The 16,577-nt window shown below is 60.9% G+C and carries 13 protein-coding genes; 2 read left to right on the top strand and 11 right to left on the bottom strand.

The window, feature by feature from the left end:
* Position 1: 1 nt before the first annotated feature.
* From HZB60_09725 to HZB60_09685, 9 genes are all read right to left on the bottom strand, one after another.
* On the bottom strand, positions 2–379 hold the full coding sequence (locus tag HZB60_09725; protein MBI5060041.1) for a response regulator: 378 nt from the start codon (positions 377–379) through the stop codon (positions 2–4).
* A 1-nt stretch (position 380) separates the two neighbouring features.
* A complete protein-coding gene (locus HZB60_09720; protein ID MBI5060040.1) occupies positions 381–1,232 on the bottom strand; it encodes an HDOD domain-containing protein in 852 nt (283 codons plus the stop codon).
* The gene (locus HZB60_09715) at positions 1,229–1,696 is read right to left on the bottom strand and encodes a chemotaxis protein CheD (protein MBI5060039.1); all 468 of its coding nucleotides are present in this window, start codon (positions 1,694–1,696) and stop codon (positions 1,229–1,231) included. The genes HZB60_09720 and HZB60_09715 overlap by 4 nt, the downstream gene beginning before the upstream one ends.
* A 29-nt stretch (positions 1,697–1,725) precedes the next feature.
* Positions 1,726–2,595, bottom strand: a complete 870-nt coding sequence (locus HZB60_09710; GenBank protein ID MBI5060038.1) for a protein-glutamate O-methyltransferase — start codon at positions 2,593–2,595, stop codon at positions 1,726–1,728.
* A 452-nt stretch (positions 2,596–3,047) separates the two neighbouring features.
* A complete protein-coding gene (locus HZB60_09705; GenBank protein ID MBI5060037.1) occupies positions 3,048–4,697 on the bottom strand; it encodes an MCP four helix bundle domain-containing protein in 1,650 nt (549 codons plus the stop codon).
* A 63-nt stretch (positions 4,698–4,760) separates the two neighbouring features.
* Complete coding sequence (locus HZB60_09700) at positions 4,761–5,258, bottom strand: purine-binding chemotaxis protein CheW (protein ID MBI5060036.1); 498 nt, start codon at positions 5,256–5,258, stop codon at positions 4,761–4,763.
* A gap of 118 nt (positions 5,259–5,376) precedes the next feature.
* A complete protein-coding gene (locus HZB60_09695; protein ID MBI5060035.1) occupies positions 5,377–7,863 on the bottom strand; it encodes a chemotaxis protein CheA in 2,487 nt (828 codons plus the stop codon).
* 247 nt (positions 7,864–8,110) lie between these two features.
* The gene (locus HZB60_09690; protein ID MBI5060034.1) at positions 8,111–8,974 is read right to left on the bottom strand and encodes a chemotaxis protein CheX; all 864 of its coding nucleotides are present in this window, start codon (positions 8,972–8,974) and stop codon (positions 8,111–8,113) included.
* Positions 8,975–8,995: 21 nt separating this feature from the next.
* Entirely contained in the window at positions 8,996–9,376 is a 381-nt protein-coding gene (locus HZB60_09685) for a response regulator (GenBank protein MBI5060033.1), read from the bottom strand.
* Positions 9,377–9,791: 415 nt separating this feature from the next.
* Here HZB60_09685 and HZB60_09680 point away from each other — a divergent pair, with 415 nt between their 5' ends.
* Complete coding sequence (locus tag HZB60_09680) at positions 9,792–11,693, top strand: methyl-accepting chemotaxis protein (protein ID MBI5060032.1); 1,902 nt, start codon at positions 9,792–9,794, stop codon at positions 11,691–11,693.
* Positions 11,694–12,020: 327 nt separating this feature from the next.
* Complete coding sequence (locus HZB60_09675; protein MBI5060031.1) at positions 12,021–14,600, top strand: hypothetical protein; 2,580 nt, start codon at positions 12,021–12,023, stop codon at positions 14,598–14,600.
* A gap of 313 nt (positions 14,601–14,913) precedes the next feature.
* Here HZB60_09675 and HZB60_09670 read toward each other — a convergent pair whose 3' ends face one another.
* Together HZB60_09670 and HZB60_09665 are read right to left on the bottom strand one after the other, a co-directional pair.
* Entirely contained in the window at positions 14,914–15,528 is a 615-nt protein-coding gene (locus tag HZB60_09670) for a hypothetical protein (protein ID MBI5060030.1), read from the bottom strand.
* A gap of 68 nt (positions 15,529–15,596) precedes the next feature.
* Positions 15,597–16,439 carry a hypothetical protein gene (locus HZB60_09665; GenBank protein MBI5060029.1) on the bottom strand — a complete coding sequence of 281 codons (843 nt, stop codon included), beginning with the start codon at positions 16,437–16,439 and terminating at the stop codon, positions 15,597–15,599.
* Positions 16,440–16,577: the final 138 nt, after the last annotated feature.

Here is a 16,577-nt window from a genome sequence, read left to right as displayed (position 1 = left end):
GTTATTCTCCGAGGACTTTGCGCAGCAGTTCGGCCACCTGTTCGGGCGTGAAGGGTTTCCGGATGTATCCGCAAACGCCCAGTTTGTACAATTCGTCGAGGCGGGTGCAACTGCCTTCGGTGGAGACGATGACGACGGGGATTTGGCCGAATTCATCGCTTTGTTTGAGGTTTTCGACGAGTTGCACGCCGTCCATGACGGGCATGTTGATATCGGCGAAGATAATGTCGGTCCAATGAGTCTTCAGCAGCTCGAGCGCGTCTTGTCCGTTGGCGGCTTTGTAGATTTCGCCGAGTTCGACGCCGCTGAGTTTGCAGCTGCGGGCCATAATTTCGCGGGTAACGGCGGAATCGTCAACGATGAGCACATTGTAGGCCACGTCAGACCTCCTCGTAGAGCGAGACAATCGATTCGAGCTGATCGGCGGCGGCGGCGCAGAGCGCTTCGAACTTGACGGGGGTAAGTTTGAGCGCTTCGGCGGAGGCCGCGACGGCTTTCATATTGAGACCTTCACTGCCGAGGCCGACGCCGAGGGTTTTGGCGACGGCGTTTCCGATATGCACGGCATCGAGGGCGACGCTGTGCTCGCGGTCGGCGCGCGGGTCATGATGTCGCTGGATGCATTCGACGAGGATGTCGGGGAAGCCCCAGCGTTTGGCCATCACGCCGCCGATTTGCGCGTGATCGAAGCCGAGGGTTTTGCGTTCGGCCTCGATGTAGGTGAGCTGTTCGGTGTCGGCGACATCGAGGATTTGCGTTTTGATCTCGGTGGTGAGGTAGCGGGAGAGCACGAGTTTGCCGATGTCGTGGAGCAGCGCACCAGTGAAGCTGGCGGGCGGAATCTGGATCGTGGTGAGCCGGGGCAGATAATCGACGGCGGCGGCGGCGGCGACGGAGTGACGCCAGAGTTCGTGTTCGGCGAGATCATATCCGGCGCAGGGCACGTCGAGGCTGCCGTGGGTAAACTGGCCGACGACGAATTGCAGGATTCGTCCTCCGCCGAGCCGCATGACGGCATCCTGCACGGTTTCGATGGGGGCCGGCGGCGCATAGTAGGCGGAATTCGCCAGTTTGAGCACGGCGGTGGTCAGGACGGGATCATACTCGATGGCGCGCACGATTTCGTCGAGACTGCTGCGCGGGTTGACGACGGCTTGGACGAGTTTGTGACCGGCGGCGGGGAACGGCTGAAGCTGATCCAGATCGGCGGCCACGGTGGCGAGAGTGATCATAGTTCGACCTCTTTGCCGCTGGAGGTGAGCCAGATGCGGCCATTGCCGATTTCGAGGTAGAGCGTGCGCGAGATGGTCCCGCCGACGTGCTCGGACTTGACGAGGATTCCCTGTTGCCACATCAGTTTGCGCATGGCGGTATGATTGCGTTGGCCGATGGCGAAGATTCCCTTGGCATCGAGCATTTGGGAGCCGCCGGCGACTTTGACGATGAGGCGGGATTTGCTGGCGCCGCTTTGAAGGAGTTTCTCGAAGAAGAGCGGAATTCCGGTTGACGCGAACATCCAGGGGTTTTTGGTGGCCTTATCCGGACTGACGGCGGCATCGGGCAGCATATAGTGGAGCATGCCGCCGACCTTGGCGACGGGGTCGTGGGCAGCGATGCCGATGCAGGAGCCGAGCGCGTGCGTGACCACGATTTCGCCGGGGACGCGAGCCAGTTTCATGTCCCCGACTCCGACCATGTGCTTGGGAGCGACTGGAGTTATGAGGCTCACGGTTTTTGGTAGATGGTCGGTTCGGCGTAACGGTATTTGTGGTCGATGCCGGTCAGGCTTTCGGAATGTCCGATGAACAGATAGCCGCCGGGCCGCAGCAGGTCGAAGTAGCGGCCGACGAGTTTGGCCTGGGTCGGCTTGTCGAAGTAGATCATGACATTGCGGCAGAGGATCACATCGAACGGTCCGTGCATGGGCCAGTTTTGCATGAGGTTCAGGCGGGCGAACTTGACCCGCGAGCGGACTTCGTCCGTCACCTGATAGATGACGTCGCGGCGATCGCGGGACAGATGAAAGAAGCGGCTGCGCATGGCCGACGGCACGTCTTTGACTCGGGTTTCGGGATAGCCGCCCTGTTTGGCGATGCCGAGGACGCGCGTGGAGAGGTCCGTGGCCAGAATCCCGATGTCGGCGCGCAGGTTCGGCGGCAGCGCATCGAGGATGACCATGGTCAGGCCGTAGGGTTCTTCACCGGTGGAGCAGCCGGCGCTCCAGGCGCGGAGTCGGATATCGGCGCCGGCCTTGATGCGCTCGAAGGCCGGGGGCAAGACATGTTCGCGCAGGTAATCGAAGTGTTGTGACTCGCGCCAGAAGGAAGTCAGGTTGGTGGAGAGCGCATCGAGCATGGAGATCAGCTCGGCGGAGGTCTTGTCCTCGCGGAGCCTGCGGAGGTACTGGTCGAAACTGTCGAGACCGAGTTGGCGGAGTCGTTTACCCAGCCGCGCCTGTACGAGTTCGCGTTTGGCATCCGTGAGGTGGATGCCGGCGGTGTCGTAGGCGAGGCGGCAGATGGCTTTGAAGTCACTGTCGCGCAGCGGCAGGTTGGCGGCGGTGTCGCCGCCGGAAGTTCGACCGAAGAGATGCATAAATCGAAGGCTGCTTCCGGCAGGGTCTGGAGACCCTGCTCGGGGTGACGAAAAATGCTGTCCGATTGCGGGCGGGTTACGCGCCTATCAGATTTCGACGAGTTTGTACTCGCGGTGCGCTAACCCGCTCGGCGGAACTCGGTTGAGTAAGATTCCGGCGGGGTGAGGGCACCCCGCTCGGCGAAAGCCAGCAAGATTCCGGCAGGGAAGGAATCCCTGCTCGGCGGTGACTCTCCGATTCCGGGCATGTGGAGACACATGCCGCGGCGGAGCCAGCAAGATTCCGGCGGGGTGAGAGCACCCTGCGCGGCGGAAGCCAGCAAGATTCCGGCAGGGAAGGAATCCCTGCTCGGCGGTGACTCTCCGATTCCGGGCATGTGGAGACACATGCCTCGGCGGAGCCAGCAAGATTCCGGCGGGGTGAGGGCACCCCGCTCGGCGGAACGTGTTACTCAGAAGCCGTCGATGCTGTCATCGAGGGGGATGACGCTCTCCGGATTCGCGGCGCTGTCAAGGGACGTGGCGGCCGCGGCCGACTTGTGGTATGTGTGTTTTGCGGGTCGCATCGCGGAGCTTGGCATGGTCGTCCGAGTCGTCAGGACAGGACGGCGGAGTGGTTCGGCGGAGTCGTGGCCGTTTTGCCCATTCACCACCACCACGATTTCTTCGAGGGTCGAGCGCAGCTGTTCGGCCTGGCCGGCCGATTCTTCGGACGCGGAGGCCGATTCCTCGGCATCGGCGGCGTTCTTCTGCGTCACGGTATTCATCTGGGTGACGGCCTGATTGATCTGTTCGACGCCGCGGGCCTGTTCTTCGGAGGCGGATGCGACCTCATTGGTCAGATTCGTGACCTTGTCGGCGGCGGCGACGGTTTGATGCAGCGTGGTTTTGAGGTTTTCAATGATTTGCACGCCACCATTGACGCGGGCGACGTTTTCTTCGATCAGCGTGCCGGTATTCTTGGCGGCTTCGGCGGCCCGCATCGCGAGATTTCGCACTTCCTCGGCGACGACGGCAAAGCCTTTGCCGGCCTCGCCGGCGCGGGCGGCCTCGACGGCGGCATTCAAGGCGAGCAGGTTGGTTTGGAAGGCGATTTCGTCGATGGTTTTGACGATCTTGGACGTCTGATCGGATGCGGTCTTGATTTCGCGCATCGCCTGGTCCATCGAACTGGCTTCGTTGGCCGAGCGGCTCATCAAGCTTTTGGTTTCAGAGGCGAGCGCCGACGCCTGTTTGGCGTTGTCGGTGTTCTGCTGGGTCATGGCGGCCATCTCTTCGAGACTGGAACTTGTCTCCTCGATCGCGGCAGCCTGTTCCTGCGACCCCTGGGCCACGCTTTGGGCGGAGGAAGCAACCTGTTGCGCGGCCACGGAGATCTGCGTAGCGCCTTCCTTGGCCGAGACGGCGAGCCGGTTCAGACTGCGGGAGATGCTGATGCTGAGGAACAAGCCGAAGGCGAGCGCGGCGAGCACACCGCCGATGCCGAAGGCAATCATCAGAAACTGCGCGCGCGCGTTATTGTGCTCCAATTCCAAGGTGTTCTCCCGGGCAACTTGCAGATTCAGATCGCGGATCTTGCGGAGCAGTTGATAGGTTTCGACGGCCTTACTCGCCAATTCGCCGGTGACCAGCTCGGCCATTGCGGTGGAGCGTTGACCGAGTTGCTTCTGGTTTTCGTTCTTGAGGGATTGCAGGGCCAGTTGTTCGAACTCCTGGGCGAGCGTCTTCCATTGTTCGTGGAGCACGACGTATTCTTTCCACATCACGGCTTCCTCGGGAGTCTGCGGCAGCGGTTCGTATTCCTGGCGACCCTGGTCGTACTGCGTCCAGGCTTCTTTGAGCAGGGCGGGGTACTGCTGGCGTTTGGCCGGGAGGACGGAGGCGTTGGCGACCATGTTGTTGGTCATGCGGATGCGGTACATGGCGGCTTCCATGTCGGCGAGGCCGTCGATGCTGGGGACGCGCACATTGGCGACGTCATCGATTTGCGTCGTGGAGGCGGTCAGTCCGCGGTAGCCGATGAACGCGATGGCGCAGAGGATGATGGAGACGATGCAGAAGGCGCCGGTGAGCTTGGCTTTCAGCGAGAGATTCGTGAACATAATATAGCTCCTGAACAGATCCCGCGTACGGGTCTTGGTCCGATTGAATTGGTGTGGTTTGCCTCAGGCCAGCGTTCCGGCAAGCAGTTCGGCCTGCTCGGTTTCGGAGAGCACGCGATCGACGTCGAGCAGGATTTTGACGCTGCCTTTGGCCTTCGCCATGCCGAGAATGAAGCGGATCTCGACGGCGGCTCCGACGCCGGGCGCATCCTCGATGTCGGCGGCTCGGATATCGAGGACTTCGGAGACTTTGTCCACGACCACTCCCATCAGTTGTCCCTGCACGGCGACGACGATGATGCAGGTCTCGGGGGTATGGTCGGTGGAATCCATGCCGAACTTCAGGCGCAGATCGACGACGGGGATCACTTTCCCGCGCAGGTTGATGACGCCGACGACATAGGCGGGCATGCTGGGGACGCGGGTAATATCCATCAGGCCGATGATCTCGCGGACTTTCAGGATCTCGAACCCGTACTCTTCGGTCGCGAGTACGAAGGTCAGGTATTTTCCGCCGCGGGCATCGGGGGCGGCGGAGGGGTTGTTCCGATCGTTGCTCATAGGGCATTTGCCTCAGGTTTCCGCCCGGCGGGGCAGGGCGGTTAAACGATTGAATTCACGTGCGGAATCCGGTTCGGCCGGGGCGGGGTCACCGCGCGCGGCGGAGGCGGATTCGGGGTCAGTCCGCGAAGGCGTGGATTAGTCCGTCCACATCGACGATCAGACTGATGCGGCCATCGCCGAGGATGGCTCCGCCGCTGATACAGCGGACGTCCGCGAACAGGTTGCCGAGGCCTTTGACGACGACCTGTTGCTGATCGACGAGTTCATCGACCAGCAGGGCGCAACGCTTGCTTTTGCTTTCAATGACGACCAGAATCCCCTCGCGGAGATCCTGGATGGCGTCAGGAATGTTGAACAGGCGGTGCAAGCGGCAGACGGGCAGCAGGTCGCCGCGCAGGTTGATGAGTTCGGCGCGCCCTTGGACGGTGCTGATATCTTTGGGCTGGGGGCGCAGGGACTCCGTAATGCCGACGGTCGGGATAATGAAGCGCTCACTGCCGGCTCGGACGACCATGCCATCGATGATGGCCAGGGTGAGCGGTAGTCGGATGCGGAAGCGGCAGCCCTGTCCGGGGGTGGAGGCGAGTTCCACGCTGCCGCGGAGGGCTTCGATGTTGGTGCGGACGACATCCATGCCGACGCCGCGCCCGGAGACATCGGAGACCTTTTCGGCGGTGGAGAAGCCGGGCATGAAGATCAGCTTAAGCATCTCGGCCTGGCTGAGCTGCGCGCCGGGTTCGACGAGGCCGAGATCGACGGCCTTTTTGAGAATTTTCTCGGCATTGAGGCCGCGGCCGTCATCGGTGAGGGTAATCACGACGCTGCCGCCTTCGTGGGCGGCGCTCAGAGTGACCCGACCGGCGCGGGTTTTGCCGAGCGCGGGTCGGTCGTCGGGTTTTTCGATGCCGTGATCGACGGCGTTGCGAACCATGTGGACGAGCGGATCGGCGATGGCTTCGACGACATTTCGGTCCAGTTCGGTTTCATCGCCGAAGGTCTCGAACGCGACTTCCTTGTTGGCTTTTCGGGAGACATCGCGGACAAGCCGGGCCATTTTCTGAAACAGCGGTTTGACCGAGACCATGCGCATGGTGAGGGCGAGTTCCTGCAAGCTGCGGGTGATCTTTCCGAGCTGGGAGACATTACGCACGAGTCGTTGATCGGCGGCGTTCTGGGCGAAGACATCCTGATTGACCATGGCCTGGGCAATCACGAGTTCGCCGACCATATTGATGAGATTGTCGAGGCGCGAGGTATTGACTTTGACGCTGCCGTCGGTCTCGGCGCTCTTGGCGGGAGCGGCGGCTTGCGTTCGGAGGGCGATATTGACATCGGCGGGTTTGGCGGCCTGCTGATCGACGAGGATTTCGCCCAACGGGCGGTGGTCGCCGGAGTCCTGTTGTTTGAGGGCGTCAGCGACGGCTTCGGGTGCGACAGCACCTTGCGCCATCATGATCTCTCCGAGTCGCGGTTCGGTTCGCGCGGTCGCGGCGACACGCTCGGGGTTTTCGAGTTTGCGCAGCAGTTCGTGGTAGTTCGGGGGGACGGTAATCGCGCCGTTGGCGAGGGCTTCATGGAGCTGATTGACCAGCGCCTTAAGGGTATCGCAGGCTTCGAAGGCGAGATCGATCAAGCCGCCTTCGAGCACGAGTTGGCCCTTGCGGACGCGGTCGAGATAGGTTTCCGCTTTGTGCGCGAGTTCGGTGACGACGGAGATGCCGATGAAGCTCGACACGCCTTTAATGGTATGAAAGGCGCGGAAGACGGTGTTGACGGCTTCGAGGTTATCGGGGGCGCCTTCGAGGCTCATCAGGGCAACTTCGGCATTTTGGAAATGCTCGACGGACTCGGCGAGGAAGTCGTGGAAGACGTCCATGTCGATTTCGGCGGGCAGGGCATAGGAGTCGGGTGGGGCGACGCTGGCCGTTGCCGGCGGTGGGGTCGGCACGGACGCAACCACCGGGGTCGGGGGCGGCAGCGGGGGTTGTTCGGGTTGCGTGGCGTTCAGGCTCAACAAACCGAGCGGCAGCTCGCATTGCAAGGTCGCGGTCTGCCCGGATTTCTTGGCGGTGAAGTAAGCGGCGAGTTGATCTTTGATTTTGAGCAGCGCGTCGGCGATCAGGCTGGGGGGCAGTCCCTGGGTCTGGGGGATCAGGTCTTCGACCTGATGCATGAGCCGGGAGAGGTCGATGAATCCGAGCAGACCGGCATCGCCCTTCCACGTGTGCAATTGCCGCTTGATGGCGGGCAGCACGTCGCGGTCGCCGTTTTCGAGGGCGAGGCATTTTTCTTCGAAGTCCTGGAGCACCGAGTCCTGGTCATTGAGGAATTCCATGACCAGCGCGTCATCGACGACCTCTTGCGCGGCCGGCGGTGCATTCGATTCGGCGGCGCGCATGGCATCGAGCAAGTCGCCGAGTTTTTTCAGGGAGGCTTCACTTTGATCGGCGGTCCACGCGCTGTCATCGAGCAGGGCTCCGGCCTGCTGGGCCAGTTCGCGCAGGGCGGCGGGCTGGTCCGCGGCGGCGGCGTACCGTTCAATCATCGCCCGCACCTGTTGACAGCCTTCCACACAGCCGCTACTGAGGTTGATCGACTCCATCGCGATTTGATCGATGGAGGGGCGGTCGGGGGCAATCGTCGAAGAATTAGCTTTCTGTTTCATGCGACGGTAAGTTTCGTGACCGAGCACAAGTACCGTTTCGATTCAGGTTGGAATGCAAGCGTCCGCTTCCGGCGGTGTCTGAAGACCTCGCCGCGGCGGGAACTCGGTTGAGCGAGATTCCGGCGGGGGGAGGGCACCCCGCTCGGCGGAGGGGGTCCGGAATCCCCGCTCGGCGGCGTCGCGTTCAGTTGCGGTTGGGTCGGATGCAGACGACGACTTCGAACGGCATGCCGCCGACCATGAAGGCCAGAACAACGATCGGGACGCCGCTACGCGGCTGACCGAGTCGGTGCGGACCGCCGATGACGACGTTGGGAATGTTGAGCTGAAACGCGTGTTCGGTATTCATCAGGTCGGGTTTGGCCGAACCGGCGATAATGTTGATGATCTCGCCCAGGCTGTCGATGATGTCTTCTTCCGTTTCCTGGCCTTCCTGCAGTTCGAGCATGTTGCGGGCGATGGCTTTCGCGAGCTGTTGGGAGCAGGAGACGGCGAGAAAGCCTTCGACTTTGCCGGCGAGGGCCATGATGGCGGAGGCATCACCCTGGGAGCGCGCATCGGCGCGCAATTCCACTTTCGTTTTCGCGCAATCCAGTCCAGCCATTTGTTTCAGGGTTTGGACGGTGGCGGTGACGAAGGGTTTGACATACTGGAACTCACGCATGTCGTCATCGGCCGCGGTTTCGGGCAGGCCGAGGATCGACTTGATCTTGGCGTTCATGAGCTGCGGTTGCAGCGGGGTGACGAGGAATTCGGGGGTGGGCTGGCCGATCAGGACGGTTTCGGCGCTCTTGATTCCGGATTCGGTGGTCACGAGCAGCAGGGGCAGTTCCAGGGCGGCGCGGGCGCTGGCGACGAGGTCGTAACGCGCTTTGACATCGGGTCGATTGGCGGTCCAGAAGAAGAGCGCGAGTTGGCACTTGTCGATGGCTTGTTGCAGATCGTTGGACGTCGCGCTGGCCGTATCGATATCCTGTTCGTTGAGAATACGCGCAGCGATCTGTTCTTGCAGCCGGGGAAAATCAATCAGGGCGATCTTAGGATTCACGAGATAGGCTCCGGTGGTCGTTCAGGCTTTGCTGGCGAGATTCAGGCTTTCCTGAATCTTGAGTTGCAGCAGCTTGGAATCAAACGGCTTGGTGAGATAGTTTTGCGCGCCGTTGCGCAGCGCATCGAGCACGAAGCTTTGATCCGCTTCCGAAGTCAGCATCATGACGACGACGCCGGAGAGTTTGGGATTGCTCTTGATTTGTTTGAGCACCTCCAGCCCGGTCATCCCGGGCATGTTCCAGTCGAGGATCACAACATTGATGAGATGGGCGTTTTCATCCAGGACTTTGAGGGCGGATGGCCCGTCCGCGGCTTCGAGGGAATCAAAGCCCAATTCGACGACGGTTTTTTTGACGATTCGGCGGATGGTCGCCGAGTCATCGACGGAAAGGATTGTCATACAATACTCCTCGACACGTGGTTTGGCCCTCGGCAGAGTGCAAAGGTCGGACCAGCGCGCGGCGGCCATGTAGCGGAGTGGCAACCTCCCGGCAAAAACCGGCGGCGGTTTGTGAAATCGTGCACATAAGGAGCGGTGGCCGGTGGCGGCAATGTCGGGTGCGGAGTGGCGGGAATTCAACCTTTCCGGTGGGACAATTCATCATGGCGGCAGCACCGGATTCCGGACATGCCACGAACACCGTCGCGGTATTATTCTTGCGAGAAACCGGGGAGCGCGATTCCGGTTGTGGAAGCTCAACGCGGATTGGAGCCGCTGCCGGTTGGCCGGAAGCGGAGCGAATTGGAGCGGCGACTTTCCAGAGTGGGAGGGTCCGCAACAGACCATTTTTGCCGTACGTGGCAAAGGAGAACCTATGAAACTCAGACTCAGTCTTACCCAGCGTTTGGTCATCACGATTCTGGTCTTTGGCTTGGTTCCGATCGTCGTGTTGTCAGCGGTCAATCTCTGGACGATTGACCGGTTGAAAGGCCGGGTTGGCGTTCAGTACCAGAATTGGGCCTGTTCGATCGCGGACAAGATCGATCGCAATTTATTTGAGCGCTATGGTGATGTGCAGGCGTTCGGCGTAAACGAGGTGGTGCGCGATCGTTCGTGTTGGTATCGGGGCGGGGCGAAAGCGAATTCGCTGATCGCGGCGATGAACCAATATGTTGCGTTGTACGGGATGTATTACTTAACGATCTTGGTCGATCCGGAGGGTCGCGTGATCGCGGTCAATGATAAGGACGCGGGCGGGAAGCCGATCAACTCCGCGGCGGTATATGATCAGAATTACCGGGAGGCGGCCTGGTTTCGGGCGTGCGCGGCCGGGGAGTTCACGACCAAGATGCCCTTTACGGCCCCGGGCAATGACCTGCTGAGCGGGACGTTTATTGAGGATGTTCACGTGGATGCGGACGTGGTGAGTGCTTACCCCGGAGATGAGGGCTTGGCGCTGGGGTTTTCCGCTCCGGTGTACGACGCGGGCGGCCGGGTGATCGCCTACTGGTCGAATCGGGCGAAGTTTTCGACGGTGGAGCAGATAGTGGCGGATTCGTATGGGGATCTCAAGGCCGCGGGCAATCCATCTACCGAGTTGACGATGCTGGATGGCAGCGGTCGGATCATCGTGGACTACGATCCGCAGTTGCGCAAGTCGGAGGAAGTGGTTCACGACATGTCGGTGCTGTTGAAGTTCAATTTGGCGGAGCAGGGGGTAACGGCGGCTCAAGAGGTGGTGTCGGGCAAGACGGGCTACAATTTTTCGGTGCACGCACGGAAGCAGATCACACAAGTCGCGGGGTTCGCGCACTTGCGCGGGGCGATGGGCTATCCGGGGATGAATTGGTCCGTGCTGGTCCGGGTTCCGGACCAGGAGGCGGTGGGCGCGCTGGTGAACGTGTCGCTGATGTGGATTTGGGCGGGGATCTGCCTGATCGCGATTTTGCTGGGCGGGATCTGGATGGGTCGTCGCACGGCGGGGCCGTTGGCCGTCGCGACGGCGCGTTTGGCCTCCGCGACCGGCGAGGTCACGACGGAAGCGGGGCAAATTGCGCGGAGCAGCCAGACGATCGCGGATGGGGCCAGCGAACAATCGGCGTCGATCGAGGAGACGAGTGCGAGTGTTGAAGAGATGGCGGCGATGACGGAGCAGAATGCGAGCGGCTCGCAGCAGGCGCGTTCGCTGATGGGCGACGCGCAGGCGGCGATCCAGCATGCGAGCGAGAGTGCGGCGGGCATGCAGCAGGCGATGCAGCATATCAAGCAGGCCTCGGATCAGACCTCGAAGATCATCAAGACGATCGACCAGATCGCGTTTCAGACGAACTTGTTGGCGTTGAACGCGGCGGTCGAAGCGGCGCGGGCAGGCGAGGCCGGGAAGGGGTTTGCGGTGGTCGCGGAAGAGGTGCGGAACTTGGCGATTCGCAGCGCGGAAGCAGCCAAAAGCACCAGCAGCCTGATCGAAGGGACGGTGGGTCGCGTGAACGAAGGGGTAACGGTGATGGCGGGCTTGCAGGAATCGCTGGATCAGGTCTCGGGCCAGACGAGTAAGGTCGGCCAGCTCATCCAGGAGATCGCGGGCGCTTCGCAGGAGCAGGCGCAGGGGATCGGTCAGATCACAACCGCGATCAGTCAGATGAGCAAGGTGATTCAGCAGAGCGCGGCCGAGGCCGAAGAGAGCGCATCGATCTCGGAGGAGATGAACGTGCAGGCGCAGACGCTGGGCGAGATCGTTGGCGACTTGTCGGAGGTGGTGAATGGCGTTCGGTCATAGGGGACCGCGGCGGATGGTAGCCATGTTGTGAAGCAGTGGGGGGTGACGGATGGAGAGCGGGACGACCGGAGGGTTGTCCCGCTCTTGTTTGTGGGGAGCTTTGATTCTGGCCATGCGCGGGCGCGCGGCTCGGCGGCGGGAGTGTTGTCGAGGAGGCGATGGAACCGGGGTCAGAGTTGCTGATCATGAGCGAAGATGTGAGAATAGGTGAGTACCTATTGCTTTTGCATAGAGTCGAGCATATATTGATGAATACGGAGGTGCTATGGCAAGCAGAAGACGCTAATAGGCAGTTGCTGATTGCACTTAACAGCGGAGGAACTGGCCATGAACAGGACTGGAATACGATGTTGTTTGGGGCTGACGGTGGTGCTCTGGTTGGCGGTGGGCGGGGTGTTGGCAGACACGGTGACGGGGGAGGGCTGGAACGGGGCGGAGCCGATGATGATGCTCCAGCCGGAGGGTCGGGGCGGCAACGCACTGGACCAGGGCGGCGATCGGTGTACGGATGCGGTGGTGATCACGACGCTTCCGTTTTGCGACAGTGGCACGACGGTGGGGCTGGCGAATGACTATACGCCGCCCTGCGTGACCGCCAGCAATGCCCCGGATGCGGTGTATGTGATGACTCCGCCGGTGAGTACGGTAATCACGGTGTCGTTATGCTTTTCGAGTTACAATACGGCCCTGCACATTTGGCGGGGCTGTCCGACATCCGGCGGGACGCTGGTTTGCTGCAACGATGATTTTTGCGGGCAGCAGAGCTGCTGTCCGGCGCTGAACGTGGAGCAGGGCGTGACCTACTACGTGATCGTGGACGGCGGGGCCGGCGGTGTGACGGCCGGAAACTACCTGATCAATGTAGTCTCGGGGAATAACTGTCCGACGGCGCCGTGCAATCCGCCGCAATGCCCCTATCCCGATGCGGACACGGAGCCGTTGAATAACGTGTGCGGACCGAACGTGCCGCAGCTTTCGTGTCCGGACACGGTTTGCGGCGAGATCAATCCGTCGACGGACGCGGACTGGTACGCGCTCACGCTGACCGGCTCGGGTTGCGTTGAGTTGACCGTGGATGTGTTCGCGACGAGCACGCCGGGCTACTATCCGTTCGGGCTGGGTCTCAATTCGCGGGTGTTCTTGGTGGCCGCGGATTGTGCGACGGTGTTGGCGTTCGACGACGACAGCGGGATCGGGACGGATGCGAAGCTGGATTCGCTCTGTCTGGAGCCGGGCCTGTATTACTTGCGGGTGGATCAGCCGACGCCGAGTGCGCCGGGCGGGCCGTATGTGCTGGCGCTGGCGTGTCGGACGTGTCCGTGTCCGGCCGACAGTTGTCCCTATCCGAATCGTGATTTCGAGCCGAACAACGTGTGTGCGACGGGCAATCCGCAGATTTTCTGCCGCGACACGTTGTGCGGCGACATCGAACAGAATACGTCCGGAGACTATTACCTGTTGCAGGTCCCGACCGGGGGTTGTTCGAACGTAAAACTGGATGTGTTCGGCAACGATACTCCGGGTTGGTGGCCGGCTGGTCAGGGGCTGGATCCTGTGGTCAGGGTCTATGATCTTGGCTGCGCGAACCTGCTGGGCTCCGATGACAATAGCGGTGTGGGAAATGACGCGCATCTGGAACTCTGCCTTCCCGCCGGGCTGTATCATATTCTGGTCAGCAAGCCGACGGCGGCTTCGCCTCCCGGGCCCTACATCCTCGCCACTTACTGCGAGCCGTGCGCATGTCCGCAGGACAGTTGTCCACTGGAATCGCGCGATATCGAGCCGGTAAATAACACGTGCGGCACCTTCGATCCGCTGGTGATCTGCGGGGACTCGCTATGCGGCGAGATTTCCGCGCAGACAGATGTGGATTGGTATCTATTGCAATTGCAGACGGCGCCGTGCGGGCAGGTCTTCATCGACGTCTTTGGCAATGACACTCCGGGGCTGTGGCCGTTCGGGCAGGGTCTGAATCCGCGGGTCTGGTTGTATGCGAATGACTGTGTGACGGTGCTGGGGATGGATGATGACGGCGGGATTGGCTTTGACAGTCGTCTGGTCTCAGCCTGTCTGCCGCCCGGCTTCTACATGATCAAGGTCGAAGGCGCGGGCGCGGCGGCGCCGTCGATCGGACCGTACATTCTGACGGTTCATTGTACGTCGTGTCAGTGTCCGCAGCCGTGCGAGGTGATCTGTTCGCCGCAGTCCATTCCCGAGGGCGAGCCGTGTCCGAATGTCCCGGACTTCTACAACAGTGGTTGCGACGGTCCGGTGCCGGGTGCCACTCCGTTCGGGCCGCTCGCTTGCGGCACGGACGTTTGCGGTTCGGCGTGGGCGGATAGCACGGGCGCGCGCGACCATGACTGGTACATCGTGGAAACGCTCGAGCCGGACACGATGTGGTTCTGTGTGACGGCGGAGTATGCAGTGGAGATTCTGCTGTACGCTCCCGGGCCGGGGGGCTTCCCCTGCCGCGATTTGGACACGTTGGACTGCGACCGGGCATTGGCGTGCAGTACGGCCTGCGTGGGTGCGTGTGTGCCACCGGGTCGTTATTTCGTGCAAGTGCGTCCGGCGGTCGGAGTTGTGACGCCGTGCGCGACCTACTGGTTGCGGGCGCGCTGCACGATTTGTTCGCCGCCGGCATGCGAGCGTCCGGACAGTGTGGTGATTTACTATCCGACGATTGCCAATCCGGATATTCATTTGCACTGGCCGCCCGTGGCCAGCGTAACGGATTACCGGGTTTACCGCGCGACCACACCGGACGTGCCGATCCTACCGACGACCTATCTGGCGACGACGGCGGACACGTTCTATGTTGACTTCGGCGTGACGCCGGGCGTGGAGTGGAAGTACTTCTACGCGATTGTGTCACACTGCAAGATCAGCTGGTGCGGTCCGTAGCGGGATGAGCGTGAGGTAGCAAAGAGCAGCGGGGCGACCAGATGGTCGCCCCGCTTGCGTTGGTTGGAAATGGGTTAACTACAGAGGTGAGAGACGGCCGGGGGGGGCATGTGCCGCGGCTTGTAGGGACTCGCCGATTCCGGCCGCGCGGAGACGCACGGCTCGGCGTGGGCGAAACACGAGAGGCTGTCCGGTTGGTCCGGGCAGCCTCTGGCGATGTACAGAGTCTTTGATTCGCGGATAGCTGGACTACGAATGAGTGCTGATCATCATCCCCAGCGGGTCAGGTGCCGCAGGGAAAACCACCACGCGTTCATCGGGTTTCGTCAAGCGGCCTGGACCACTCGGCTTTTCGCTCCATATAGCCACGAAGCCGGGCTTGTTTGGCATGCAAGACCCCTGATTTCCAGTACAAGAGATAGGCAGCCCCAGCCAACGCGTAAAATCCCCAATTCAGCAGATATCCGCCCGCGCAGGCGACGACGAGGACACAAGCCGCTCCAAGTCGATACCGGGACGCAAGTGATCCGAGCACCTGGATGTCCTGCTCGTTGACGTCATACAGCTTACGAATCTGCGGATGAATCTCCGCTGTATTCCAGATTGTGTTGGGCACCACCACCCCCTGCGTTAGGGAACCAATTGCAGGCGATGAAGCGCTAACATCATGCCTAAGCAGGTTTTGACTCTCCGACATGGAGTCATCCTCTGTCTTAGCCGAGGCATCGAGGGTGTCGTGGAGGTCTATGAGTTCCTGAAAAGCTTGAACGGTCGCCTTGGTCCCCCCGATATTCGACGGTGACAGTTCGAGTCCGATGCCGCCGCCGCGCAGATCAGTCGATCTCTTTCGGGAGAGGAGATCACGGGTTGACTCAGCCTTGGGCCGCGGCGAGTACAGTTCTTCGGTTGTAATGGCAGATGGGTCCATAGTTTTGAACGTACATCAAGGTAAGATTTCTCCGCTCTGGTGCAACACGAGTTATGTCGGATGTTATGTCATTGGAGATATCGTGTTTTCTCGTAAATCTCTGATAATTTGTCTGTTGTGAGTATTCCCAGTTTCGTTACGAGGAGGAATCCGAGGACGGTGGTTGCGATCGCGACAAGGAACGGCAGCACGGCATGGAATTCCGCCGGCGGCAGCAACACGTCGTATGACACGGCCTTGCCTTGACTAAAAAGGTAGACAAATACGCCCGCTGGGACAGCGCTGCAGCCGATCATTACCGCGTTGAGGATCAAGACAAACTGAATGATCAATTTGAGCCACGCCGGGAATTCAGGCACGAGCAATCCGAACTTCACGTGGCAGAGGTTCTTGGCAGCGGGGCCAATGGTAATCCGACTGGGGAGCGTCCAGGCGTCGATGACATGCACCAGTTGCACCACAGCGCCATAGAGTACGATGTAGGCGATACCTAAAGCGAGTACCCACAGGACAGGGAATCCGAGGACATTGAACTCCGTTTCGGCCACAACAATCGATCCGGCCGGTGGCGGACCTCCGAACTCAAGAATTCGCACTCGACGATGCACCAGATCTTCGTAGTTGATACTATCGGCTCTGGAGGCATGACCCGTTTCGATCAGGCTCTCGGTGAACTGGATCTGCTTATCAAGCACCTGTAACGGTCGGATGTAGGCCCCCTCCCAGTAGCCGAGTCCCTGGCCAATTCCGTATGCGGTGAGCACAAGCAGGATCAGCGTGAATCCGGTGAACAGCCGGATGTTGGCCCGCGTGAGACCGAGGAGATATGTCTCAGCTTCGGCGAGTTCCGGAGGCGGAGGGGGCGTTGTTTGGATGGCTGGGATCGAAGCTGGCGGCATATGCTGAGCCAAGTAGAAGTTGCGGATGCAGAATTGCTACGGCATATTAAATCAGAATCTATGAGAAAGTCAATAGGAGTTCACATAATTGAAGTGGTTGCTTCTGGGGTAATGGAAGTTCGTTTGACTGCTTTGCCACCATGGGTGTGA

The sequence above is a fragment of the candidate division KSB1 bacterium genome (genome assembly GCA_016214895.1).
GTDB lineage: Bacteria > Electryoneota > RPQS01 > RPQS01 > RPQS01 > JACRMR01.
The sequence above is the reverse complement of the archived record's forward strand: the minus strand, read 5'-3'. Positions and strand labels throughout refer to the sequence as shown.